This window comes from Pseudoduganella sp. (assembly GCF_041914865.1).
GTDB lineage: Bacteria > Pseudomonadota > Gammaproteobacteria > Burkholderiales > Burkholderiaceae_D > Rugamonas.
The window spans coordinates 1-23,948 of record NZ_JAYSCO010000021.1; the positions used below are offsets into that span (position 1 = coordinate 1).

General features: G+C 64.5%; 26 protein-coding genes. 3 read left to right on the forward strand and 23 right to left on the reverse strand.

What is annotated here, in order from left to right; all coding sequences use genetic code 11:
* Positions 1-455, forward strand: a 455-nt coding sequence (locus tag ACE3TQ_RS12005) for a UvrB/UvrC motif-containing protein (protein ID WP_374582431.1), incomplete at its 5' end; no start/stop codon positions are given.
* Between the two features lie 8 nt (positions 456-463).
* Here ACE3TQ_RS12005 and ACE3TQ_RS12010 read toward each other — a convergent pair.
* The 7 genes from ACE3TQ_RS12010 to ACE3TQ_RS12040 all read right to left on the reverse strand — a co-directional run bounded on the left by ACE3TQ_RS12010 (position 464) and on the right by ACE3TQ_RS12040 (position 5,718).
* Positions 464-1,063: an HdeD family acid-resistance protein gene (locus ACE3TQ_RS12010; RefSeq protein ID WP_374582432.1), complete on the reverse strand. Its 600-nt coding sequence runs from the start codon at positions 1,061-1,063 to the stop codon at positions 464-466.
* A 97-nt stretch (positions 1,064-1,160) separates the two neighbouring features.
* The gene (locus ACE3TQ_RS12015) at positions 1,161-1,820 is read right to left on the reverse strand and encodes a peroxiredoxin (RefSeq protein WP_374582433.1); all 660 of its coding nucleotides are present in this window, start codon (positions 1,818-1,820) and stop codon (positions 1,161-1,163) included.
* A gap of 72 nt (positions 1,821-1,892) precedes the next feature.
* Positions 1,893-2,216: a hypothetical protein gene (locus ACE3TQ_RS12020; RefSeq protein WP_374582434.1), complete on the reverse strand. Its 324-nt coding sequence runs from the start codon at positions 2,214-2,216 to the stop codon at positions 1,893-1,895.
* A complete protein-coding gene (locus ACE3TQ_RS12025; RefSeq protein WP_374582435.1) occupies positions 2,213-2,731 on the reverse strand; it encodes a hypothetical protein in 519 nt (172 codons plus the stop codon). Before ACE3TQ_RS12025 ends, ACE3TQ_RS12020 begins: the two co-directional genes overlap by 4 nt.
* A complete protein-coding gene (locus tag ACE3TQ_RS12030; RefSeq protein ID WP_374582436.1) occupies positions 2,728-4,029 on the reverse strand; it encodes a TolB family protein in 1,302 nt (433 codons plus the stop codon). The genes ACE3TQ_RS12025 and ACE3TQ_RS12030 overlap by 4 nt, the downstream gene beginning before the upstream one ends.
* A gap of 94 nt (positions 4,030-4,123) precedes the next feature.
* Entirely contained in the window at positions 4,124-4,720 is a 597-nt protein-coding gene (locus ACE3TQ_RS12035) for a MarC family protein (protein WP_374582438.1), read from the reverse strand.
* Complete coding sequence (locus tag ACE3TQ_RS12040) at positions 4,717-5,718, reverse strand: hypothetical protein (RefSeq protein ID WP_374582439.1); 1,002 nt, start codon at positions 5,716-5,718, stop codon at positions 4,717-4,719. The genes ACE3TQ_RS12035 and ACE3TQ_RS12040 overlap by 4 nt, the downstream gene beginning before the upstream one ends.
* A 231-nt stretch (positions 5,719-5,949) precedes the next feature.
* Between ACE3TQ_RS12040 and ACE3TQ_RS12045 the strand changes: the two genes are divergently transcribed.
* Entirely contained in the window at positions 5,950-6,399 is a 450-nt protein-coding gene (locus ACE3TQ_RS12045; protein WP_374582440.1) for an FKBP-type peptidyl-prolyl cis-trans isomerase, read from the forward strand.
* Positions 6,400-6,451: 52 nt separating this feature from the next.
* Here the strand turns inward: ACE3TQ_RS12045 and ACE3TQ_RS12050 are convergent, their stop codons facing one another.
* From ACE3TQ_RS12050 to ndk, 16 genes are all read right to left on the reverse strand, one after another.
* Positions 6,452-6,997 (reverse strand): phosphoribosyltransferase, encoded by a 546-nt coding sequence (locus tag ACE3TQ_RS12050; protein WP_028104425.1) that lies wholly within the window; start codon positions 6,995-6,997, stop codon positions 6,452-6,454.
* A 17-nt stretch (positions 6,998-7,014) separates the two neighbouring features.
* Positions 7,015-8,325 carry an adenylosuccinate synthase gene (locus tag ACE3TQ_RS12055; protein WP_374582441.1) on the reverse strand — a complete coding sequence of 437 codons (1,311 nt, stop codon included), beginning with the start codon at positions 8,323-8,325 and terminating at the stop codon, positions 7,015-7,017.
* Positions 8,326-8,330: 5 nt separating this feature from the next.
* A complete protein-coding gene (locus ACE3TQ_RS12060) occupies positions 8,331-9,491 on the reverse strand; it encodes an ATP phosphoribosyltransferase regulatory subunit (RefSeq protein WP_374582443.1) in 1,161 nt (386 codons plus the stop codon).
* A 231-nt stretch (positions 9,492-9,722) separates the two neighbouring features.
* Complete coding sequence (gene hflC, locus ACE3TQ_RS12065; protein WP_374582444.1) at positions 9,723-10,598, reverse strand: protease modulator HflC; 876 nt, start codon at positions 10,596-10,598, stop codon at positions 9,723-9,725.
* On the reverse strand, positions 10,598-11,884 hold the full coding sequence (gene hflK / locus ACE3TQ_RS12070) for an FtsH protease activity modulator HflK (protein WP_374582445.1): 1,287 nt from the start codon (positions 11,882-11,884) through the stop codon (positions 10,598-10,600). The genes hflC and hflK overlap by 1 nt, the downstream gene beginning before the upstream one ends.
* A 7-nt stretch (positions 11,885-11,891) precedes the next feature.
* A complete protein-coding gene (gene hflX, locus ACE3TQ_RS12075; RefSeq protein ID WP_374582446.1) occupies positions 11,892-13,037 on the reverse strand; it encodes a GTPase HflX in 1,146 nt (381 codons plus the stop codon).
* Between the two features lie 10 nt (positions 13,038-13,047).
* Positions 13,048-13,293: an RNA chaperone Hfq gene (gene hfq, locus ACE3TQ_RS12080; protein ID WP_161027385.1), complete on the reverse strand. Its 246-nt coding sequence runs from the start codon at positions 13,291-13,293 to the stop codon at positions 13,048-13,050.
* 138 nt (positions 13,294-13,431) lie between these two features.
* Positions 13,432-14,775, reverse strand: a complete 1,344-nt coding sequence (der, locus tag ACE3TQ_RS12085) for a ribosome biogenesis GTPase Der (RefSeq protein ID WP_374582447.1) — start codon at positions 14,773-14,775, stop codon at positions 13,432-13,434.
* Positions 14,776-14,782: 7 nt separating this feature from the next.
* Positions 14,783-15,940: an outer membrane protein assembly factor BamB gene (bamB, locus tag ACE3TQ_RS12090; RefSeq protein ID WP_374582448.1), complete on the reverse strand. Its 1,158-nt coding sequence runs from the start codon at positions 15,938-15,940 to the stop codon at positions 14,783-14,785.
* 4 nt (positions 15,941-15,944) lie between these two features.
* Positions 15,945-16,592, reverse strand: coding sequence for a YfgM family protein (locus ACE3TQ_RS12095; RefSeq protein ID WP_374582450.1), 648 nt, complete (start codon positions 16,590-16,592; stop codon positions 15,945-15,947).
* A 20-nt stretch (positions 16,593-16,612) separates the two neighbouring features.
* Positions 16,613-17,911, reverse strand: a complete 1,299-nt coding sequence (hisS, locus tag ACE3TQ_RS12100; protein ID WP_374582451.1) for a histidine--tRNA ligase — start codon at positions 17,909-17,911, stop codon at positions 16,613-16,615.
* Between the two features lie 44 nt (positions 17,912-17,955).
* Positions 17,956-19,218, reverse strand: a complete 1,263-nt coding sequence (gene ispG / locus ACE3TQ_RS12105) for a flavodoxin-dependent (E)-4-hydroxy-3-methylbut-2-enyl-diphosphate synthase (RefSeq protein ID WP_374582452.1) — start codon at positions 19,216-19,218, stop codon at positions 17,956-17,958.
* 15 nt (positions 19,219-19,233) lie between these two features.
* Complete coding sequence (locus ACE3TQ_RS12110; RefSeq protein ID WP_374582454.1) at positions 19,234-20,400, reverse strand: helix-turn-helix domain-containing protein; 1,167 nt, start codon at positions 20,398-20,400, stop codon at positions 19,234-19,236.
* A gap of 13 nt (positions 20,401-20,413) precedes the next feature.
* The gene (gene pilW, locus ACE3TQ_RS12115; RefSeq protein WP_374582455.1) at positions 20,414-21,226 is read right to left on the reverse strand and encodes a type IV pilus biogenesis/stability protein PilW; all 813 of its coding nucleotides are present in this window, start codon (positions 21,224-21,226) and stop codon (positions 20,414-20,416) included.
* Positions 21,226-22,398: a 23S rRNA (adenine(2503)-C(2))-methyltransferase RlmN gene (rlmN, locus tag ACE3TQ_RS12120; RefSeq protein WP_374582456.1), complete on the reverse strand. Its 1,173-nt coding sequence runs from the start codon at positions 22,396-22,398 to the stop codon at positions 21,226-21,228. Before rlmN ends, pilW begins: the two co-directional genes overlap by 1 nt.
* 97 nt (positions 22,399-22,495) lie before the next feature.
* Positions 22,496-22,921, reverse strand: a complete 426-nt coding sequence (gene ndk, locus ACE3TQ_RS12125; protein ID WP_155441729.1) for a nucleoside-diphosphate kinase — start codon at positions 22,919-22,921, stop codon at positions 22,496-22,498.
* A 213-nt stretch (positions 22,922-23,134) separates the two neighbouring features.
* Here ndk and ACE3TQ_RS12130 point away from each other — a divergent pair, with 213 nt between their 5' ends.
* Complete coding sequence (locus tag ACE3TQ_RS12130) at positions 23,135-23,818, forward strand: Bax inhibitor-1/YccA family protein (RefSeq protein ID WP_374582457.1); 684 nt, start codon at positions 23,135-23,137, stop codon at positions 23,816-23,818.
* Positions 23,819-23,948: the final 130 nt, after the last annotated feature.

Here is a 23,948-nt window from a genome sequence, read left to right on the forward strand (position 1 = left end):
ACAAGGAAGGCTTCCTGCGCTCCGAGCGCTCCCTGATCCAGACCATCGGCCGCGCAGCGCGTAACCTGAACGGCGTGGCGATCCTGTATGCCGACAACATCACCGACTCGATGAAGCGTGCGATTGACGAGACGGAACGGCGCCGCGCCAAGCAGATCGCCTACAACGAGAAGATGGGCATCACGCCGCGCGGCGTGAAGAAGATCATTAAGGACATGATCGACGGCGTCTACAGTGCCGCCGCGCGCGAGCAGCTGGAAGTGGCGGAGGAAGCGGCCAAGTACGAGGCCATGAGCGAGAAGCAGATCAGCAAGGAGATCAAGCGTCTCGAAAAGCTCATGCTCGACCACGCGAAAAACCTCGAGTTCGAGAAAGCGGCGCAGGTGCGCGACCAGCTGCACCACCTCAAGCAGCAGCTGTTCGGCGCCCCCGGCGCCGATGCCCTGCCCAGCTGAACGCCGGCTTAATGGGCAAAGGCGGCGCGCCGCTCGCCGCCGGCGCGCCGTTCCTGCGGCGCGCGTTCCACCTTGCCGGCCGGCTGGCGCAGGCGCCATGCCAGCGCCAGCAGCAGGACCCCGCTGATGATGGCATAGATGCCGATCACATAGGCCACCGCCAGGGCGCCCAGGTCGGGCATCAGGAACACCAGGAAACCGAAAGCGATCGACACGGCGCCGTTCAACAGCAGCAGCCATTCATTGCGCAGCTTCCGGCGCAAGCGTACCGCGATGGCGATGTCGAGCACGCCGCCCACCAGCGCATTGGCGCCGATCAGCAGCACCAGCACCAGCAGCGTCAGGCCGGGAATCAGCACCGCCACCACGCCGGCGGCAATGCCGACCACGCCCAGCAGCAAAGGCAGCCACCAGTCCTCGTCCACCTTGCGGTGGCGGACGGCGCCGATAATGGACAGGATACCGCCCAGCAGCGCGTAGGCAGCAAACAGCATCAGCAGCAGGTACCAGCCGGCGGCGGGCACCATCAAGGCTACCACGCCGAATGACAAGGCGATCAGCCCGCGCAGGGCAGGCATCCACCAGGATCGGTAGAGTGAATTGTTCATCGCGGCCCCCTCCTCCATTGATTCAGGAAGCCGGATGATAGCGCCGATGCGGGCGATGGCGGCGCGGCAATGCGCTGCCAGGCCCGCGGCGCGTGGATCAGGACGGCTGCTTGACGATGCGCAGGTAAGGCTTCGGCGCCTTCCAGCCGTTCGGGTAGATGCCCTTGGCTTCCTCGTCGCTGACGGAGCCGGCGATGATCACGTCGTCACCGTGCTTCCAGTTCACCGGCGTTGCCACCTTGTGCTTGGCGGTCAGCTGCATCGAATCAAGCACGCGCAGGATCTCGTCGAAGTTGCGGCCGGTGGTCATCGGGTAGGTCAGCATCAGCTTGATCTTCTTGTCCGGGCCGATGATGAACACGGAGCGCACGGTGGCGTTGGTGGCGGCGGTGCGGCCTTCCGAAGTGCCCGCCTCTTCCGCCGGCAGCATGTTGTACAGCTTGGCCACCTGCAGGTCGGTGTCGCCGATCATCGGGTACTTCACGGCCGCGCCCTGGGTTTCCTCGATGTCGGCCGCCCACTTGCTGTGGTTCTCGACCGGGTCGATCGACAGGCCGATGATCTTGGTATTACGCTTGGTGAACTCCGGCTCGATCTTGGCCATATAGCCCAGCTCAGTGGTGCACACCGGGGTAAAATCCTTCGGGTGCGAGAACAGCACAGCCCACTGGTCGCCAATCCATTCGTGGAAATCGATCGGACCCTGGGTGGTCTGGGCTTTGAAGTTGGGTGCGGTATCGTTGATGCGCAGGGACATGACAGCTCCTTTAATGATTGGCTTGGCGGGATCGTTATCGTGCCACGCCGTCATTATCAAAGCAATATGTTTTCAGCTCAGTAAATCGCCAATGGCCGAGATGCCATCGCCAATGATCTCCACCAGGCCGGCAGCCGCATCGATGCCTTCAACCACATCCAGCACGCCAATTCCGGCGCCTTCCACCGGCGTCGGCGCCGGCGGCGGCGCGGCCGCCAGGCGCGCCCGGGCCGCTTCGGCGCGCGCCAGCCTGGCTTCGCGCCGGGCGATCACTTCCGGCGCCAATCTCGCCTCCGGCGGCAAATCGGCGCCGCAGTACAGGCAGCGCGCCACGGCCCGGTTCAACACGCCGCGCTTGCAGGCCGCGCAGCTGAACTTCGGTTTCACCTCTTTCATGCGCCCTCCTTGCGCGCCGCAACCAGGTCGCGCATGATGGGCCGCCCATAGCGCGTAAGGGCGGCGAACAATTGCTCCACCAAGGGTGTGATGAGGCGCACCGCCTCCGCTTCTGTCAGTCCCCGGTAGTCGTCGCATTCCTCCGCCAGGCTGGCCGGCGGCGGCACGTCGACGCGCTCGATCTTCCACGCAAAGGGCAAGTCGCCGCATTCGTTCAGCACCACCCAGCCCTCGTCTTCGGCGTAATGCTCCGGCCGGTAAATCTTCGCCACCGGCTCCGGATAGCGGCCCAGGCGCGACCACCAGATCTCGCACTGGAAATCATCCCGGCCGCCCGGGTGCGGCGTGACGCTGATGTAGATGCGCATGTCGGGCAACGCCTGCCACAGGAACTCGCGATTCGCCGGGCGGCGCATCGGGTTCTTGTCGAATTTGTCGAGCGCGAACTCCGGGAAGTGAACCGGCATGCCCTCATCGACCAGCCGGACCAGCACTTTGCGATACAGCTTGTTCATGCCGCCTGCCCGTCCCGCGCCAGCACCGCGCCCACCAGGTCGCCCTGCGACAGCAGCGACGAACGGCCCTGCGCATCGAGCGCGAACATGCCGCGCCCGTTGCTGTAGACGACGGTGCCACCGGGCGTGATGTCGAAAGAGCTCACATTGCTGGCCACCACCGACTCGCTGCCGCCGCGCGTGCGGCGCACCAGCTGCCAGGACGCCGGCACCAGCGAGGGCACGCCGCCGATGCTGGCCTCCCTGCGCAGGGCGCGCTCGGCGTCGATGCGCCGGCCCTGCAGCACGATGTTCTTCATATCGGCCTGCAGCGGCATGCCGCCGGCGCCGGTCAGCGGCTTGCGCGAGTACATCAGCGAGAAGAAGTTCAGGTAATGGAACAGCGCGCGCAGCAGGCGGAACGGGAACAAGATGGTGTCCAGCACCACGTTGCCCGCGTTGTACTGCGGCGGCTCGTACGGGCGGCGGATAAAGAACAGAGCACCGTCCGCCGCCACGCGCGGCGACAGGAAATCGTAGCGCGGATCGTCCAGCACCGGGGTAACGCGGCCGGTCGCCGTGTTCAGTTCCTGCAGCGTCACATGGCCGATGGCGGCCCAGCCGCCGTTCTGGTCGCGCCCGATGCCGGCGGACTGGTAGATCACCACCCCTTCCGCGCCCGGCACCGCGGTCGGCGCCGCATCGATGGTGTCGCCGCCGGTCAGTTCGCGCAAGCCGTCGCCGTTCGCCTGCATGCAGGCGATGTGGCTGGCGCCGCCGCGCGACTCCATGGTGCAGTAAATCGTCCGGCCGGACGGCGACAACGCCATATCCTGCAGGCGCAACTGCTGGCGGTGCAGCAGGCGTTCCTCATGTCCGCTCGCCAGGTCGTAGGAAAACAGGCCGCCCATCCCGTGGTCGGCCTGGAAGTACAGCAGCTTGCCGTCGCCGGTGAAACGGGCGGAAGAAACCAGGATCGGATCGGCGTCCCGTTCAAAGTCGCGGTAGTTGCCCTGCGCGGCGACGCCGAACGCCGTATCCTTTTTCCACGCATTCTTTTCGCGATTGCGCTCGGCACGGTCCATCGCCTGCTGCGCGTAGGGGCTGCTGATCTCCTGCACCGCGCCGTAACCGCCCTGCACGAACAGCTTGCCGTTGGAGACCCAGCCAACCTGCACCGGCGGCGCATTGCCGCCCATGACCGGTGCTGCGCCCGGCGCCGGGTTCGCCGCAGCGGCCGGCTGCACATACTTGTTGGTCGACTGGTAGAACAGCACGACCAGCAGGACAATGACTATCAGTACGATCAGGACATGCATGACTCACCTTCGTTCGCGTGCCGCCGCGCGGCAAATGCGGACAATTATATTGCCATTGCCGACCAGCAAAATTCACGGAAAGTCACGCCCGGCGTCAAAGTGTCCTGACGAACTCGCGCACGCCGCCCAGCAGCATCTCGACTGCCATCGCCGCCAGGATCAGGCCCATCAAACGCTCGAAGGCCGTCATCACCTGCGGCCCCAGCACCTTCTGCAGGCGCTCGGCGCCCAGGAACACGGCCAGCCACACCACCACCACCGCCGCCAGCGCCGCCATGTGCACCAGCACTTCGCCGGTGGTATCGCGCGAGAACAGCAGCACCGTCGCCAGCGCCGACGGGCCGGCCAGGGCGGGAATCGCCAGCGGCACGATGAACGGCTCGCCGCCCTCCTGCTTGCCCAGCACCCCGTCCGGATGCGGGAACACCATGCGGATCGCGATCAGCATCAGGATCACGCTGCCGGCGATGCGCAGCGAGGCTTCCGACAGGCTCAGGGCCTTCAGGAAGTGGCTGCCGAAGAACATGAACACCAGCAGCACGACGAACGCGATCAGGCATTCGCGCACCACGATCTTGGGCCGCCGCTTGGGCGGCACGGTGGCCAGCGCCGATGCAAAAATGGGAACATTGCCGAATGGGTCAGTGACCAGCATCAGCAGGATAAAGGTCTGGAGGAAGTCTTGGGTCATGAGCGAGAGTTTACACCACCGGCTTGCACAGCAGGAGTGGCAACTGCCGCCCCGCCCTTGCCCAGTTTGCGGTCGCACGCGTCAACGCCCGCCACGTCCGGCCACAACTCGGGCACGATGCGCTCCCCCAGCTCCTGGCGCAGCTTGTGGTAAGTTGCGCGGTCGTTGGCGCGGCAGGCGAAGGAAGCGAACTTGTTGCGGCCCCTCAGGTCCTGCGGATTGCGCTGCAACAGGTCCTCGAAGCCGGCCTTCACCATGCGCCACTCCGGCAAGCCGCGCTGCTCGCGGAACTGGATCGCCTCGCTGCCGTTGCCGTCCTCGCGCCAGTACAGGCGCGCATACATGGCGCCGCCCTCCACCGACCGGGTGAAGAACACGGCGCGCCGCGCGAACTGGTCGAACTGCACCAGGCTGCCACCGCGGCGCGGGCTGTAGGCAAGCGACATGGCGAAGTGGATCTGCAGGTCGTTCGGGAACACCTGCACCGCATCGAGGTAGGCGCGGGCCGCGCTGCGGCTCGACACCGCCCCGTCCAGCTGCAGGCTGATGTTCAGGCTGTGCCACAACGGGCAGGCATTGGCCTGCGCCTTGACCTGCTGCAGGCGCGCCTTGCCGTGCCCCAGCTGCTCCTGGTAGAAGTCCATCGCCTCCTTCGGCAGCTGGCCGATGGCGCCCAGCCGCAGCTGCGAGGCGTAGGCGCGCCAGTAGATCGCCTCCACCAGCGCGCCGGCCAGCGATTCGGGCGCCTGCTGGCGCCACTGGGCCAGCGCGCTGCGGTCGGCAGCCCAGCTTTGCGTGGTGCGGAAGTAGTTGTCGAACTGCGCCTCGAATCCGGCGCCATCGCTCAGGCACCAGTCGCGCAGCCCGCGCTCGATCGCGTCGAACTTGCGCTCCGCCCACAGCTTCTGCAGCACGGGCGGCTTGGCAGTGGCGCTGGCGGCGCCGGGTTCGGCGGCAGCGCTGGCCAGCAACAGCGACAACAACAACGAAGGAAACATCTGCAATCCCGACAACAGCAAAACGATATCAAGAATTGTATAGTCATTTCCGTGTGGAAATATCCCGAAAAGTCACTAACGGCTATTTTTTTAACAGCATGTGGCTAATTCAGTACACCAGCCGCCTGCCCGCCCGGGACCGCAGCGCAGCCGTCCCGGCATTCCGCGATTGCCAGCAGCGCGCAAGTCGCTTACCCTGCGCACGCCCCTACTTTTAATGGAAAGAGATTTATGAAACGACTGCTCTCCACCTGCCTTATCGGCGCCAGCCTGGCCCTGGCCCTGACCGCCTGCGACCGCACGCGCACCCCGGCCCCGGCCCCGGCCGATGCCGCCTCCGCCATGCCGCTGCAGAAGATCGACACCGCCGCGGGCACCGGCGCCGAAGCCACTGCCGGCGCCACCGTGGTGGTCAACTACACCGGCTGGATTTACGAACCGAATGCGCCGCAGCAGCACGGCGCGCAATTCGATTCCTCGGTCGGCCGCAGCCCGTTCAGCTTCAAGCTGGGCGCCGGCCAGGTCATCCCCGGCTGGGACCAGGGCGTGCAAGGCATGAAGGTCGGCGGCAAGCGCACCCTGATCGTACCGGCCCACCTGGGCTACGGCAGCAACGGCATCGGCCCGATCCCGCCCAACTCCAACCTGATCTTCGACGTCGAACTGCTCGAAGTGAAATAAAAAAAGCGGAAGGGCTTCCACCCTTCCGCTTTTTTCCTGAAGCCGTGCGCTGTTACGCGCCGGTTTCGCCCTTCTTGATCCACGCCGCCAGCTGGTGCGGACGCAGGCCGTCGTAGTCTTCGAACGGCTGGTGGATCCATGGGTTGTGCGGCAGTTCTTCCATCTGGTAGTCCGGCTTGAACGCGGAGCAGCCTTTGGTCCAGATCACGGCCGATTTCACCTCGGTCACGCCTTCGAAGTTGTCCTTCAGGTGCTTCATCACCTTGGTCAGGGTCACGCCGGAATCGGCCAGGTCGTCCACCAGCAGGATCTTGCCGGACAGCGGGCCCTTGGTCATGGTCATGTACTTGGCGATATCCAGGTCGCCGCGCACGGTGCCGGCTTCTTCGCGGTAGGAGCTGGTCGACAGGATCGCCAGCGGCACGTCGAAGATGCGCGAGAACACGTCGCCCGGGCGCACGCCGCCGCGCGCCAGGCACAGCACCATGTCGAACTTCCAGCCCGATTCATGGACCTTCAGCGCCAGGCGCTCGATCAGGCGGTGGTACTCGTCCCAGCTAACCCACAGGTGCTTTTGGTCGGATACAGGAGTGGTCATGCTCTTATTCTTTCTGATTATTCAAATGGGTGGCGCAGGACGATGGTCTCTTCGCGGTCAGGGCCGGTGGATACCATATCGATCGGCACGCCGACCACTTCTTCGATGCGCTTGATGTAGGCGCGGGCGGTAGCCGGCAGCGCGTCCATCGACTTGGCGCCGACGGTGCTTTCCTTCCAGCCTGGCATTTCTTCGTAGATCGGCTCGCAGCGTGCTGCATCTTCGGCGCCGACCGGGAAGATGTCGACCTTGCGGCCGTCGATCATGTAGCCGGTGCAGATCTTCAGGGTTTCCAGGCCGTCCAGCACGTCCAGCTTGGTCAGGCACATGCCCGACACGCCGTTGATCTGCACCGAGCGGCGCAGCAGCGCAGCGTCGAACCAGCCGCAACGGCGGGCACGGCCGGTCACGGTGCCGAACTCGTGGCCGACGGACGACAGGTGGTGGCCAACGCCGGCATCGGTCGGCAGTTCGGACGGGAACGGGCCGGAACCGACGCGGGTGGTGTAGGCCTTGGTGATGCCCAGAATGTAGTGCAGCATGCCAGGACCGACGCCGGCGCCGGCAGCGGCGTTACCGGCCACGCAGTTCGACGAGGTGACGAACGGGTAGGTGCCGTGGTCGACGTCCAGCAGCGAGCCTTGCGCGCCTTCGAACAGCAGCGAGCCGCCGGCCTTGTGGGTGGCGTACAGGGCGGAGGATACGTCGGTCACCATCGGGCGCAGGCGCGGCACATAGGCCAGCGCGTCGTCCAGGGTCTTCTGGTAGTCGATCTTCGGCGCCTTGAGGTAGTTCTCCAGCACGAAGTTGTGGTAGTCCAGGTTCTCTTTCAGCTTCTCGGCGAAACGCTCGGCGTTCAGCAGGTCGGCCACGCGGATGGCGCGGCGCGCCACCTTGTCTTCATAGGTCGGGCCGATGCCCTTGCCGGTGGTGCCGATCTTGGCGGCGCCGCGCGCTGCTTCACGGGCCGCATCCAGCGCGGTGTGGTAAGGCAGGATGACCGGGCAAGCTTCGGAAATCTTCAGGCGCGAAGCCACTTCCACCCCGGCCGCTTCCAGCTTGTCGATTTCGCGCAGCACGTCCGGCACGGACAGCACCACGCCGTTGCCGATGTAGCAGGCCACGCCCGGGCGCATAATGCCCGACGGGATCAGCTGCAGGGCGGTCTTGACGCCGCCGATCACGAGGGTGTGGCCCGCGTTGTGGCCGCCCTGGAAGCGCACCACGCCCTGGGCGTGTTCGGTCAGCCAGTCGACGATTTTGCCTTTGCCTTCATCGCCCCACTGGGTGCCGATAACAACAACGTTCTTTGCAGTTTTGTTTGACATCACAATTAACCTAAGTTTTTGAGAATCCAGTTACTACCACTTTCGTCGAGCACCAGCGCGCGATCGCACTCGAACTCGTCCTGTTCATCGTTATGACCCGGCAGCGACTGGATCACAACTTCGCCGGACTTGCGCAGCTCGGCGATTTTTTCTTTCAGCTCCGGCGCATTGCCCCACGGTGCGCGGATCGAATGCTTGCGCTCCGCGGTCGGCAGCAGGCGCGCCAGTTCGCGCAGGTCCAGCGAGAAGCCGGTGGCCGGACGCGCGCGGCCGAAGGCTTCGCCCACGTGGTCGTAGCGGCCGCCGCGCGCCACCGCGTTCGGCAGGCCCGGCACGTACAGCGCGAACATTGCGCCGCTTTCGTACTGGTAGCCGCGCAGGTCGGCCAGGTCGATCGTCACGTCGGCGCGGCCGATGGCCGATGCCGCCAGCGCCGCCAGTTCGGCCAGCGCGTGGGTGATGCCCGGCAGCGCCGGCAGTGCCTCGCGCGCGCGCTTCAGCACTTCCACGTCGCCGTACAGGCTTGGCAGGGCCAGGAGCGCGGCGCGCGTCGTTTCATTGTACTTGGCGGTCTGCTGCTGCAGGCCCGGCACGTCCTTCGCGCGCAACAGCTGCACGATGGCGTCGTAATCCTTCCTGGCCGCCGCATCCTGCTCCAGGATCGCGTGCAGCACGCCGACATGGGTCAGGTCCAGGCGCACGTCGGTGAAGCCGGCCAGGGCCAGCGAACCGAGCGCCAGCTCCTGGATTTCGGCGTCCGCTTCCAGGCCGGCATGGCCGTAGATTTCGGCGCCGATCTGGAACGGCTCGCGCGTGGCGTGCAGGCCGGACGGGCGCGTATGCAGCACCGAACCGGCATAGCACAGGCGCGTCACGGTGGCGCGGTTCAGCAGGTGGGCGTCGATACGGGCAACCTGGGTGGTCATGTCGGCGCGCAGGCCCAGCATGCGGCCGGAAATCTGGTCCACCAGCTTGAAGGTGCGCAGGTCGGTGTCGGCGCCGGCGCCGGTCATCAACGATTCCACGTACTCCAGCATCGGCGGCATGACCAGCTCGTAGCCGTACAGCCGGAAGTTATCCAGCATCAGGCGGCGCAATTCCTCGATCTTGCGTGCTTCGGACGGCAAGACGTCGGCGATATATTCAGGCAAAAGCCAATTCGGCATGGTTGGTGCTATTGAAATAGAAACAATGCAGGCGCAGCTACGCGCCCCGAAAACCGGAGAACCAAACCGCGTATTTTACGCGAATTTGCTGCGGTGCAGGTAAAAAGTTTAACCCGGTAAACCCGGGTCAGACCCAAGGGTCTGACCCTGACCGGTGGCGGCCGCGGGGCCATTCTTGCAGTAAGGGACGGGAGCTGGGCCTAGGGCCAGCTCCCGCCGCCGTACCGGGGTTTACTTGCCCGAGCCTGCGCTCTTGAAGTATTTGAAGAAGTCGGACTGCGGATCGACCAGCATCACGTCAGCCTTGGTCTTGAAGGAGGCGCGGTAGGCTTCCAGCGAGCGGTAGAACTTGTAGAACTCCGGGTTGCGGCCAAACGCCTCGGCATAGATCTGCGAGGCCTTGGCGTCGCCCTCGCCCTTGATCTTCTCGGCCTCGCGGTAGGCTTCGGCCAGGATCACGGTGCGCTGCTTGTCGGCGTCGGCGCGGATCTGCTCCGACTCGGCGGAACCGGTGGAACGCGCCTCGTTGGCCACGCGCATACGCTCGGCCTTCATGCGCTCGTACACCGAGTTGTTGATCTGCTCCACGTAGTCCACCCGCTTCAGGCGCACGTCGACGATTTCCACGCCGATCTGCTTGGCCTCGTCGACAACTTTGCTGCGGATCGATTCCATCACCTTGCCGCGCTGGCCGGAAATCACTTCGCGCACGGTGCGCTTGGTGATCTCGTCGTTCAGCGCCGCCTTGACGATCTGCTGCATGCGGTCGCCGGCGCGATTTTCGTCGCCGCCGAAGGAGACGAAATACAGTCGCGGCTCGGTCACGCGCCATTTGACGAAGGCATCCACCAGGATGTTCATCTTTTCAGCGGTGATGAAGCGGTCGGCCTCTTTCGGGTCCAGGGTCTGGATGCGCTTGTCCAGGTACACCACGTTCTGGAACGGCGGCGGCAGCTTGAAGTGCAGGCCAGGCTCGGAAATCACCTGCTTCACTTCACCCAGCGCGAACACGATGGCGTACTTGCGCTGGTCCACCACGAACACGGTGGACGACAGCAGCATCAGGGCGATAAAGCCCGTAATCAGGATGGTTGCAAAGCGATTCATTAACGGCCCTCCCGGTCACGGGACGATTCACGCGAACGGCCGTCGCGGCGGTTCGTGTCGGTAGTCGGTTCTGGCAGCAGCACGGCGGCCGGCGGCGGCGCGCTCACGCTGGCGGCGCGCGCCTCGGTGGCGGCCACTTGCGCGATCAGCTTGTCCAGCGGCAGGTACAGCAGGTTGCTGCCGGCCTTGGAGTCCACCATCACCTTGCTGGTGTTGGCGAAGATCTGCTGCATGGTGTCCAGGTACATGCGGTCGCGCGTCACGGCCGGCGCCTTCTGGTACTCGGCCAGCACCGACTTGAAGCGGTCGGCGTTACCGGTCGCGTTCTGCACCGTCATGGCGCGGTACGCCTCGGCTTCCTGGATCAGGCGGAATGCCGCGCCGCGCGCTTTCGGTACGATGTCGTTGGCATAGGCCTGGCCTTCGTTCTTCTGGCGCTCGCGGTCCTGGCCGGCTTTCACGGCGTCGTCAAACGCGGCCTGCACCTGCTCCGGCGGCTGCACGCCCTGCATCGTCACATTGGTCACCTGCGCGCCCGATTTGTAGCGGTCCAGGATCGACTGCATCAGCTGCTGGGTATCGGCCGCCACCTTCTCGCGGCCTTCGTACAGCACGAAGTCCATCTTGCTGCGGCCGACGATCTCGCGGATGGCCGTTTCGGCCACCTGGCGCACGGTATCTTCCGCGTCACGGTTGGCGTACAGCCAGTCGACCGCGTTCTTCAGCTTGTACTGCACCGCGAACTGGATGTCGATGATGTTCTCGTCTTCGGTCAGCATCAGCGCCTCGGACGCCATCTTGGTCTTGGCGCTGCCGCGGTAGCCCACTTCCACCGTACGCACGGTGGACACGTTGACGGTTTCATTGTTCTGGAACGGGTACGGCCAGCGCCAGTTGAAACCGGCCGGCGTGGTGTGGCTGAATTTGCCGAACGTGGTGACCACGCCGGTCTGGCCTTCCTGCACGATGAAGGCGCCGGAGGCGAGCCACACCAGTACCGCGACCGAGGCCACCGCGCCGAAGGTGATGCCGGCGCCCTTCATGTCGCCGCCGCCACTGCCGCCGCCGCCGTTGCCGCCGCCGCTGTTGCGGTTCTTGCCGCCGCCGAACAGGCCGTTCAGGCGCTGGTTGAAATCGCGCCAGAGCTGATCGAGGTCGGGTGGACCTTCGCCGGGCTTTTTGCCTTCCTGGGCCTTGCGGTTGTCCTTGTCCTTGTCGTTGCCCCAGTTATGGTCGTTCAAGGACAGCTTCAGGCCAAGTCTTTTCTTGAGAGAGGAAAAAGGCATATTTTTCTTAGTGAGATCCTACTTGGGTAAAGGTGAGAATACTGTCTGGCGCCACCTCCTCTTTGGGGTTGGCGAGCGCTTCCTGCTCATCCCGTGCTGCCTCACAGATCGCCTCGCGCAGCAGGTCCAGGCCGGCCCCGGTGCGTGCGCTGATGAATACGCGGGAAATCTTATCATACTCATTACGTTCGACCGCCGGCTCCAGGCCCGCCGCGTCGATCTTGTTCCACACCAGGATCTGGGGGATATGGTCGGCGCCGATTTCGCGCAGCACCAGGTTGACCTGCTCGATCTGCTCCATGCGGCTCGGCGAGGCGCCGTCCACCACATGCAGCAGCAAATCGGCGTGGATGGTCTCTTCCAGCGTGGCGCGGAAGGCCGCCACCAGCTGGTGCGGCAGTTCGCGCACGAAGCCGACCGTGTCCGACAGAACCACGTTGCCGATTTCCTCGCCCATGTAGACGCGGCGCGAGGTGGTGTCCAGCGTCGCGAACAGCTGGTCCGCCACGTAGACGCCGGCCTTGGTCAGCGTGTTGAACAGGGTCGATTTGCCGGCGTTGGTATAGCCGACCAGGGACACGGAGAAAGTATGGCTGCGCCCGCGCGCGCGGCGCTGGGTCTCATGCTGCTTGCGCAGCTTGGCCAGTTTGGCGCGCAGCATCTTGACGCGCTCGCCGAGCAGGCGGCGGTCGGTTTCGAGCTGGGTTTCACCCGGGCCGCGCAGGCCGATACCGCCCTTCTGGCGTTCCAGGTGGGTCCAGCCGCGCACCAGGCGCGTGGCCAGGTGCTGCAGCTGGGCCAGTTCGACCTGCACCTTGCCCTCGTGGCTTTGCGCGCGCTGCGCAAAGATGTCGAGGATCAGGCTGGTGCGGTCGAGCACCCGTACTTGAAGGCGTTTTTCCAGGTTGCGCTGCTGGGCTGGGGACAGCGCATGGTTGAAGATGACGATCTCGAGCTTGTGGTCCTGCACCGCATGGCCGATCTCGTCGGCCTTGCCGCTGCCGACGAAATAGGCGGCATCCGGCGAGGACCGCTTCCCGGTGATGGTGGTGACCGGCTCTGCGCCCGCGGAGCGGGCCAGCAGCATCAACTCCTCGATACTGGCAGCAAAGTCGCCCTGACCGAAATCTACCCCGACTAAAGCTGCACGCATACGAAGGGGCTTACTCCGCTGCCTCGGAGGAGTTGTCGATGTTCAGGTTGACGGCGCGGGCAGGCACCACGGTGGAGATGGCGTGCTTGTAGACCATCTGGGTGACGGTGTTACGCAGCAGTACCACGTACTGGTCGAACGATTCGATATGCCCCTGCAGCTTGATGCCGTTCACCAGGTAGATCGAGACAGGAACGTGCTCTTTGCGCAGCGCGTTCAGGAATGGGTCTTGTAACAATTGCCCTTTATTGCTCATAACAGCTCCGTTTTATGTTGTTGTGTACGAATTGGAGACGATGCGCCTGGTTTTCAAGTGCTTGGGGATGCTCCAAAGATACTGTACCTTGTTTTCTTAAATCTTGCAGCCGGATAAACCTTAAGTTTGACTTATCGCTTAGCCTTCGCGCTTGTCGAAAGGATTCTTGCCGTTACGCAATTCAATGCGCAGCGGGGTGCCCACCAGCTTGAAGCTATCACGGAAATGCTTCTCCAGATAGCGTTTATACGGCTCCGACACCGCATCCAGCGAATTGCCGTGGATAACGATGATCGGCGGGTTCTGGCCGCCCTGGTGCGCGTAGCGCATTTTCGGCCGCACGCCGCCCTTGCGCTTCGGCTCCTGCTTCTCGATCGCTTCCTGCAGCGCGCGCGTCAGTTTCGGCGTCGGCAAGTTGGCGGTGGCGGCGGCATAGGCGCTGTTGACGGACTTCATCAGCGGGCCGATGCCGGTGCCGCGCAGGGCCGAGATGAAGTGGGTGTTGGCGAAGGACAGGAAGTCCAGCTTGCGGTCCATGTCCATCTTCACCTGGTCGCGGTCGTCCGACTGCAGGCCGTCCCACTTGTTGACCGCCACCACCAGGGCGCGGCCCGATTCCAGGATGAAGCCGGCGATGTGGGCGTCCTGTTCCGAGATGTCCTGCTGCGCGTCCAGCATCAGGATCACCACGTTCGCTTCCGAAATCGACTGCAGCGTCTTGACCACCGAGAATTTCTCGATCGCTTCGAACACCTTGCCGCGGCGGCGGATGCCGGCGGTGTCGATCAGGGTGTACTGGCGGCCGTCGCGCTCGAACGGGATTTCGATCGAGTCGCGCGTGGTGCCCGGCATGTCGAAGGCGATCACGCGCTCTTCGCCCACCAGGGTGTTGATCAGGGTCGACTTGCCCACGTTCGGGCGGCCCACCAGGGCGATCTTCACGCCGCGTTCCTGCGGCAGCAGCTCTTCCTCGTCGGCCGGACGCGAGGCGAAGGCCTTGTCCAGCGCTTCCTGCACCAGGTCGTGCACGCCGTCGCCATGGGCGCCGGAAATCGCGTACGGGTCGCCCAGGCCCAGTTCATAGAAGTCCGACACGGCCGCGGTGTAGCGCATGCCTTCGGCCTTGTTCACCACCAGCAGCACCGGACGGCCGGATTTGCGCAGGAAATCGGTGATGGTCTTGTCGTGCGGGGTCATGCCCTGGCGGCCATCCACCAGGAACACCACCACGTCCGCTTCAGCGACGGCCTGCTTGGTTTGCAGCGCCATCTGGTGCAGGATGCCTTCCTTGGCAACCGGCTCGAAACCGCCGGTATCGATGACCAGGAACGGGCGGTTGCCGACGCGGCCCTCGCCATAGTGACGATCGCGCGTCAGGCCAGGGAGGTCCGCCACCAGCGCATCGCGCGAGCGGGTCAGTCGATTGAATAAGGTCGATTTCCCGACGTTCGGGCGACCTACGAGTGCAATTACCGGCTTCATATTATTTTTATTCGACCGCGATAGCGGCCACAGTCCCATTCTGGGTTTGGAAAATCACATTCGAGCCTGCCAGCACCGGCGCCGCCTTGATGGCGCCGCCGCCGATGGCGACCCGACCTAATACCGTGCCGTCTTCCCGCGACAGGAAGTGCACATAGCCCTCCAGGTCGCCCACGGCCACGAAGCGGCCGTAGGAGATCGGAGCGGACAAGCGGCGGTACGCCAGCTTCTCGTTTTTCCAGGCCGATGCGCCGCCTTCGCGGGCAAAGGCCTGCACAGCGCCCTTCTCGTCCGACACGAAGACGAAGCGCTGGTCCACGCCCACGCCCACGTCCGACGATGCCGGCTTGCTCCAGCGCGCCACGCCGGTGCCCAGGTCCAGGCAGCCCACCTTGCCCTGGTAGCTGACCGCGCACAGGTCGTTCTCGTACACCACCGGCGCGCCGCTGATGTCGGACACGCGTTCCAGCTCGGTCGCGCCGCGCGGTTCGGACAGTGGCACCTCGAAGCGCGGCACGCCGTTGCCCAGCGCCAGCGCCAGGATGCGGCCGGCCGGCTGCGCGGCGTACACGTTGCCGTTGGCGATGACCAGGCCGGGCGAATTGCGCAGGGTCAGCGGCGGCGTCACGCGCTGGATGAACCAGCGCTTCTTGCCGTCGGCCGCCTCGTAGGCGGTGACCTTGTTGTCGCCGGTGCGCACGATCACCACATCGTTGCCCACCGCCGGCGCCGACAGGATCTCGCTCGAGGCCTGCACCTGCCACAGCAGCTTGCCGCTGCCGTCGAACACCATCAGCTGGCCCTTCAGGCCGCCCACGGCGACCAGCTTGCCGTCCGGGCTGACGCCGACGCCGGCGGCCAGGTCGGACTTGGCCTTGCTGCGCCACTGCAGCTTGCCGGTGGCGGCATCCAGGCGTTCGATATTGCCGTCGGCGTCCGCCACGAACACGCTATTGTCGGCCAGCGCCGGCGTGAACACGTTGACGCCGGCCTTGCCGATGCTGTGCTTCCAGACGATGCGGGCCGGTACGCCCGGCTTCAGTTCTTCCAGCTTGGCCGGGCCGAACTTGTCTTCCTTGGCGAACGGGTTCAGCTTGTTCAAAGTGCTGCAACCGGCAACCATGGCCAGTACGCTCAGCGCGATGATGGTACGGGATGCACGCATTGGATTACGCTTTCTCTTCCGGCGCAGTGCCGCCGATGGATTCAAGTTTCAGCTGGATCAGCTGGCGGCCAGGGTTCTTCTTGTCGGCGGATTCCAGCGCGGACAGGTACGCCTTGCGCGCCTCTTCCAGCTTGTTCTGCGCCGCCAGGATATCGCCCTTGCGGTCTTCCACGGCGCTCTTGAATTGCGGCAGCGTGGCGCCCGCCAGCGCCTTCAGCGCGGCGTCGTAGGCCTTCTCGTCCAGCAGCACGCCGGCCAGGCGAATCGCGGCCACGTTCTTCTGCTCGTCGTTGCCGTGCGCGACCACCCACTCCAGCTGCGCCTTGGCCGACTTCAGGTCGTTCGCTTCGAAGGCCGACTTGGCAGCGCTCAGCGCGCCCAGCGCGGCGTAGGACGAGCTGCCGAACTTGGACTCGATGTCGCTCGCCACGCGCAGCACCTTGGCATTGTCCTTGGCGTTGACGGCGGTCTGCAGCTCATCGAACAGCACCGACGCTTGCGCCGCCTGGTTGCGCTGGTAGTAGTTCCAGCCGTTCCAGCCCGAATAGGCCGCCAGGCCGGCGATCACCACCCAGGTGGTCAGGTTGCCGTACTTCGCCCACCATGCCTTGATGGTAGCAAGCTGTTCTTGTTCTTCGAGATCGTATGCCATGTTTCTTCAGTCTTTATCTATCAATGATGGTGGTGGTGGTCGTGGTCACAATCGTCTCCGCATGTGATCTGGTCCACGACATAGTCGACTACGCCTTCGAAGGCCACGGTCTGCTGCTGGCCCTCGCCCTCTTCCGCGCGCATTGCCTTGACAACGGCGGTGTTGTTGGCCACTTCGTCCTCGCCGATGATGACTGCGAAGGTTGCGCCGGTGCCGTCGGCTTTTTTCATTTGCGACTTGAAGCTGCCGGCGCCGTTGCTGCCGGCGCAGTGCAGGATCACGTCCAGGCCGGCGTCGCGCAGGCGTTCGCCCAGGATGAAGGCTTGCGCCTGGGCTGCCGCGCCCTGGTGCACCAGGTACACGTCGCACTGGCGCGGCGCGGCGGTGTCGCCGGCGCCTTTCATCAGTTCGATCAGGCGCTCGATGCCCATGGCGAAACCGACCGCCGGGGTCGGCTTGCCGCCGAACATTTCGATCAGCGGGTCGTAGCGGCCGCCGGCGCACACGGTGCCCTGCGCGCCCAGTTCGTCGGTGACCCATTCGAACACGGTGCGGTTGTAGTAGTCGATGCCGCGCACCAGGCGGGTGTTGACGATGTACTGGATGGCGTTGGCGTCCAGGATCTTCTTCACGCCCTCGAAGTGGGCCAGCGATTCGGCGCCCAGGTAGTCCAGCAGCTTGGGCGCGCTGTTGACGATCGCCTGCAGGGCCGGGTTCTTGGTGTCCAGGATGCGCAGCGGGTTGCTGTGCAGGCGGCGCTTGGCGTCCGCGTCCAGGTGCTCCTCGTGCTGCTCCAGGTAGGCGATCAGGTCGACGCGGTGGCGCGCGCGCTCCTCGGCGTCGCCGATGGAGTTGATTTCCAGGCGGATGTTCTCCAGGCCCAGGTCGTCCCACAGGCGGCGGCACATCACGATCATTTCAGCGTCGATGTCCGGGCCGGTGAAGCCCACGGCTTCCGCGCCGAACTGGTGGAACTGGCGGTAGCGGCCGCGCTGCGGCTTCTCGTGGCGGAACATCTGGCCTTTGTACCACAGGCGTTTCGGGCCTTCGTAGACCAGGTTGTGTTCCAGCACGGCGCGTACCACGCCGGCGGTGCCTTCCGGGCGCAGGGTCAGCTTGTCGCCGTTCATGGAATCCTCGAAGGAATACATTTCCTTTTCGACGATGTCGGTCACGGCGCCGATGGCGCGCGAGAACAGGCGCGTCTCTTCCACGATCGGGGTGCGGATCTGCTGGAAGCCGTAGCTCTGCACCACGGACTGCGCGGTGTTCTCGAAGATTTCCCACAGGTGGGCGTCGGCCGGCAGGAGATCGTTCATCCCCTTGATGGCTGTGATTTTGTCTGCTTTATTGGACATGTTCTTTAAGCTGCTTTGCTGTAGTTTTTCTGTACGTAGTCGAGCACGATGGCCTGGAACTCGCCGACGATATTGTCGCCGCGCAGGGTGGCCACCTTCTCGCCATCGACAAACACCGGCGCGGCCGGCGATTCGCCGGTGCCGGGCAGGCTGATGCCGATATTGGCGTGCTTCGATTCGCCCGGGCCGTTGACGATGCAGCCCATCACGGCCACGTTCATCGCCTCCACGCCCGGGTAGGTCTTTTTCCATTCCGGCATCTGCTCGCGCAGGTAAGTCTGGATATCGTCCGCCAGCTCCTGGAACACGGTGGACGTGGTGCGGCCGCAGCCCGGGCAGGCGATCACCATCGGGGTGAACTTGCGCAGGCCCATGGTCTGCAGGATTTCCTGGCCCACCACCACTTCCCTGGTGCGGTCGCCGCCCGGTTCCGGGGTCAGCGAAATGCGGATGGTGTCGCCGATGCCTTCCTGCAGCAGCACCGACAGCGCGGCGGTCGAGGCCACGATGCCCTTGCTGCCCATGCCCGCTTCGGTCAGGCCCAGGTGCAGCGGGTAGTCGCAGCGCTTGGACAGTTCGCGGTAGACAGCGATCAGGTCCTGCACGCCGGAGACCTTGCAGGACAGGATGATCTTGTCGCGCGCCAGGCCCAGTTCTTCGGCGCGCACCGCGTTTTCGATCGCGGAGGTGATCAGCGCTTCGTACATCACGGCTTGCGCGCTCCATGGGTTTTCGCGCGCCGCGTTTTCGTCCATGATGCGCGCCAGCAGCGCCTGGTCCAGCGACCCCCAGTTGACGCCGATGCGCACCGGCTTGTCGTGCTTGGCCGCCACTTCGATCATCTGCGCGAATTGCGTGTCGCGCTTGGCGCCTTTGCCCACGTTGCCCGGGTTGATGCGGTACTTGGACAGCGCGGCGGCGCAGTCGGGATACTCGGTCAGCAGGGTGTGGCCGTTGTAGTGGAAGTCGCCCACCAGTGGCACGTCGATGCCCATCTTGTCCAGCTGGTCGCGGATGTAGGGCACAGCGGCCGCCGCTTCCGGGCGGTCCACCGTCAGGCGCACCAGCTCGGAACCGGCGCGCGCCAGCTCCTTGATCTGGATCGCGGTCGCCACCGCGTCGGCGGTGTCGGTATTGGTCATCGACTGCACCACCACCGGCGCATCGCCGCCGACCCAGATCTTGCGCTCGCCGTGCTGGATCAGCACGCGGCGGCTGGCGCGCCGCGCCAGCGGTCCGGAAGGGATCGGGTTGTTCGAAGAAGACATGCTTGGCTACTCTGCTTACTTGATATTGACGCGTGAAATGGTACCGCCGGGTACTTGCGGCAGCTCCAGCTGCGCGCCGGCCAGGTTGGCGCTCACGCCGCCCGGCTTGCCGACGATCAGCAGGTCCTTCTCACGCACGTTGAACGTTTCCGTGCTGCCGGCCTTGACCAGGCGGGCAATCAGCGAGTTCTGGCCTGGGCGGCGGATCTCGATCCAGGAATCCTCCTTGACCGTCAGCGTCAGCTTGCCGCCCGCCGCGCCCACTACGGGAACGCCCGCTGGCGCAGCCACAGGCGCGGCTGGCGCCGGAGCCGGCGCCGCCGGCACGGTGGCTGCCGCGGGAGCCGGACGGTTGGCCGGGACGCCGCCGGCAGCAGGCGCGACGCCGGCACCGGTGGCGGCCGGCATTGGCGCGGCGCCGGCCGGCACGGCGGCCGTGCTCGGCGCCGGACGGTTGGCCGGTGCCACGGCGCCGGCCGGCGCAGTGCCAGCGGTATTGGCTGGCGCCGCGTTCGGTCCGGCGCCGCCCGGGATGCCGGCGCCCGGCACGGTTGCCGGCGCATTGCTGCTGCCAGGCTGCGGCGGCACCGAAATTAGCGGCACATTCTGCGTCTGCAGCGGCGCCTCGGCCGGCTGCACGCCGGGCGGCACCACGATCAGCGATGCCGCCGGTTCGGATGCCGCGTGCGGCTCGGGCGCCGGCTCGACGCCGGCGCGGGTCGCCAGGGTCAGCGGCTCCAGCACGCCCATCTGCCAGGCCACGCCGAAGCCGACCAGCGCCACCACGGCCACGCCGGCCACGATGGTGCCGAGCGGCCTGCCGTTGTTGCGTTCGGTCAGCGAAGGGAAGCGCGACTCCTGGAACGAGGCCTGCACCCGGGTCGGGCGCACGGTGGCCGTGGCGTGGCCCTCGGCCCCCTCCACTTCCACCAGCGCCACCAGCGGCGCCGGGTCCAGTCGCATCGCCTTGGCGTAGGCGCGGATGAAACCGCGCGTCACGGCGCGGTTCGGCAATGCGTCGTAATTACCTTGTTCAATCGCCACCACCTGGCGCGGCGCCAGCTTCAGCTGGTCTGCCACCTGCTCCACGGTGAGGCCCATGGCCTCGCGTGCCGCTGCCAGCGCTGCCCCGGGCGTAGAAGCATGCTGCTGGCTGGTCGGCTGTTCCTGCTCAGAATCCATTCGTTCCCCGTTCTCACTCATCAAACGCCCCACGTTGATACGCAGCATACTCCGGCGACGCGGCGTGATGCCGCCGCAACTGGGTGGCGAAGCTTTGCTCCGACGCCTGGTCGCCCATCTTGTGCTGCACTTTAATCGCCAGCCACAGCACATCGGCTGGCAAACTGTCCAACTTCGCGGCCTTGGCCAAACGGGTGACAAAGAAGCTGGCGCGCGGATAGTCGCGCCGCGCATAGTACACCCGGGCCAGGCCGGCACTCGTTTCCGGCACGTCCGGCGCCAGCTGCAAGGCTGGCAGCAGGTACTTTTCGGCCAGGTCGTAATCCTTGATCTTCAGCGCGCAGGAGCCGGCATTGTTCATGGCGCCGGCCGGCGACTGGTAATTGCGGTTCGCCAGCGCCGCATCGAAGTGCTTGAACGATTCCTTGATGCGGTCGCCCTGGCACAGGAAGGACCCGTAATTATTGTTCACGTCCGGATCGCCCGGCGCCAGCTTCAAGGCCTGCAGGAAGCTGTCGTTCGCCAGCGCCTTCTCGTTCATGCGCATGTAGATGATGGCGCGCAGGCTGTAGCCGTTGACGCTCTGCGGATCGGCGGCGATCGCCTTTTTCACTTCATCCAGCGCCACCGGGTAATTGCCCTGCTCGAAGTAACCGGCCGCCAGCTGCAGGCGGATCTCGGCGCGTTTTTGCGCTGCCGTCATGTCGGACGCGGTTTTCAGGTCTTCCAGGCCGCTGGGGGATTGCCCCGTCGCGCAGCCCGCCAATACACCAGCCAGCGCGACCGCGGCCAGGCACTTGAAGCGGCGCTGGGCGAAATCGATCATCAGGAACGGATCTCCACAATCTTGCCGAAATCGGCGCCGAACTTCTTCTGGTACTCGGCCATCTTTTCCATCCGTTCAGCCACGCGGGTGCGGTCTTTCACTTCGCCGGCCAGCTGGCCGCAGGCGGCGTCGATATCGTCGCCGCGCGTCTTGCGGATGGTGGTCACGATGCCCGCATTCATCAGGATCTCAGCAAAGGCCTTGATGCGCGGGTTCTTGGAGCGCAGCAGGCCCGATTCCGGGAAGGGGTTGAAAGGAATCAGGTTGAACTTGCAATTCACACCGACCACCGGATCGTTCACCAGCGCGATCAGCTCGCGCGCGTGCTGGTCGGAGTCGTTGTAGTTATCGAGCATGCAGTACTCGAAGGTGATGAAGTCGCGCGGCGCGAACTCCAGATAGCGCTTGCACGCCGCCAGCAGCTCCTTCAGCGGGTATTTCTTATTCAGCGGCACCAGCTCGTCGCGCAGCTTGTCGTTCGAAGCGTGCAGCGACACCGCCAGCGCCACCGGCACATCCTGCGCCAGCTTGTCGATCATCGGCACCACACCGGAGGTGGACAGGGTCACGCGGCGGCGCGACAGGCCGTAGGCGTTATCGTCCAGCATCAGCTTGAGCGCAGTGGCGGTCGGGCCGTAGTTCAGCAGCGGCTCGCCCATGCCCATCATCACCACGTTGGTGATCTGGCGCTCGCCTTTCGGGCCCGGCTCGATGCCCTTGGTCGCGCGCAGCGCGAATTCGGCCATCCACAGCTGGCCGATGATTTCGCCCACGGTCAGGTTGCGGTTGAAGCCCTGCTTGCCGGTCGAGCAGAAACGGCAGTTCACGGCGCAGCCGGCCTGGGTCGAAATGCACAGCGTGCCGCGGTTTTCCTCCGGGATGAACACGGTTTCCACGGCATTGCCATTGCCCACGTCCACCAGCCATTTGCGGGTGCCGTCGGCGGAAGTATGGTCGCTGATGACGGCCGGCGCCACGATGTGGGCGCGCGTCTTCAGCTTCTCGCGCAAGGACTTGGCGAGGTCGGTCATGCTGTCAAAGTCGGACGCGCCAAACTGGTGGATCCAACGCTGCAGCTGTTTGGCACGGAAAGGCTTCTCCCCCAACTCGGCGCAGTAGGCGACTAATTGTTCCGGATCGAAATCCAGCAGATTGACGAGGGAAGTTTCCATGCTTTTTACTCAATTTCAAAAATGGCTTTGCCCCGGACCAGGGGCCCGGGGCAAACGCGCAGATACTACTTTACTACACTACAACCGTTACGAAAAATTAACGGGAGTAAACGTTCAGTGCTGGGAAGAAGTAGGCGATTTCCACAGCAGCGGTTTCAGCGGCGTCGGAGCCGTGCACAGCGTTAGCGTCGATGGAGTCAGCGAAGTCAGCACGGATGGTGCCTTTCTCTGCCTTCTTCGGATCGGTAGCGCCCATCAGGTCGCGGTTTTTCAGGATCGCGCCTTCGCCTTCCAGCACCTGGATCATGACAGGACCGGAAACCATGAAGTCGACCAGGTCCTTGAAGAAAGGACGCTCGCGGTGCACAGCGTAGAAGCCTTCGGCTTCAGCGCGCGACAGCTGGGTCATGCGGGCAGCGATCACTTTCAGGCCTGCGCCTTCGAAACGGCTGTAGATCTGGCCGATCACGTTCTTGGCTACTGCGTCTGGTTTGATGATCGACAGGGTGCGTTCGATTGCCATTATGAAAAACTCCAATAAAAAGAAAGGTTTAAAACAAGAATTTAGATTCCCGATCAACCTTCGATTTTAACATAGTTCACCTTGCATACCCAAGGAAACATGGCTGCGCGCGCCCTATGGGCTTCCCTTACGGGATTTTAAGTATTTCCTAAGCCAGAAAGTCCACATTACGCCGGTGACATGCTATGCTTTTTGTAAAGGAGGCATTTAACTATGCAAAACGTACACCACTTCGGTAGCGCCGTCGCCACCGACAACGCCGCACTGCGCAACCGCGTGCTGCGCAACACCTATTGGCTGCTGTCCCTGTCGATGATCCCGACTGTGCTGGGCGCGGTGATCGGCGTCCTGTTCAACGTCCCGATCCCACGCGGCTTCATGGGCTTCCTGCTGTTCATGGCGGTGGCCTTCGGCTTCATCTGGGGTATCCAGAAGAACAAGGATTCCGGCGTCGGCGTCGCGCTGCTGCTGGGCTTCACCTTCTTCATGGGCCTGTTGCTCACGCCATTGCTGACCCGCACCCTGGGCTTCGCCAACGGCGGCACCCTGATCATGACCGCGTTCGGCGGCACGGCAGCCATCTTCATGGCGCTGGCCAGCTACGCGACCGTGACCAAGCGTGACTTCTCGATGATGGGCAAGTGGCTGTTCGCCGGTGTGATCGTAGTGCTGCTGGCATCCGTGGCCAACATCTTCCTGGGCATGGGCGCGCTGTCGATCGCCATCTCGGTGCTGGTGATTGCCATCTTCTCCGCCTACATCCTGTACGACGTGCAGCAGATCGTCAACGGCGGCGAGACCAACTACGTGACCGCCACCCTGGCGCTGTACCTGGACGTGTACAACATCTTCAGCAGCCTGCTGTCGCTGCTGGGCCTGGCAGGCGACCGCGAATAAGCACCGCCCCGCCCCAACAAAAAAGCCGGCTCCGCGCCGGCTTTTTTTTCATTATTTGCCGCAATTTTTGTCCACCCTGGGGTCAGGAAGAAAAGTGGACATTCCCAAAGGAATGTAGATCGGAAGAGCG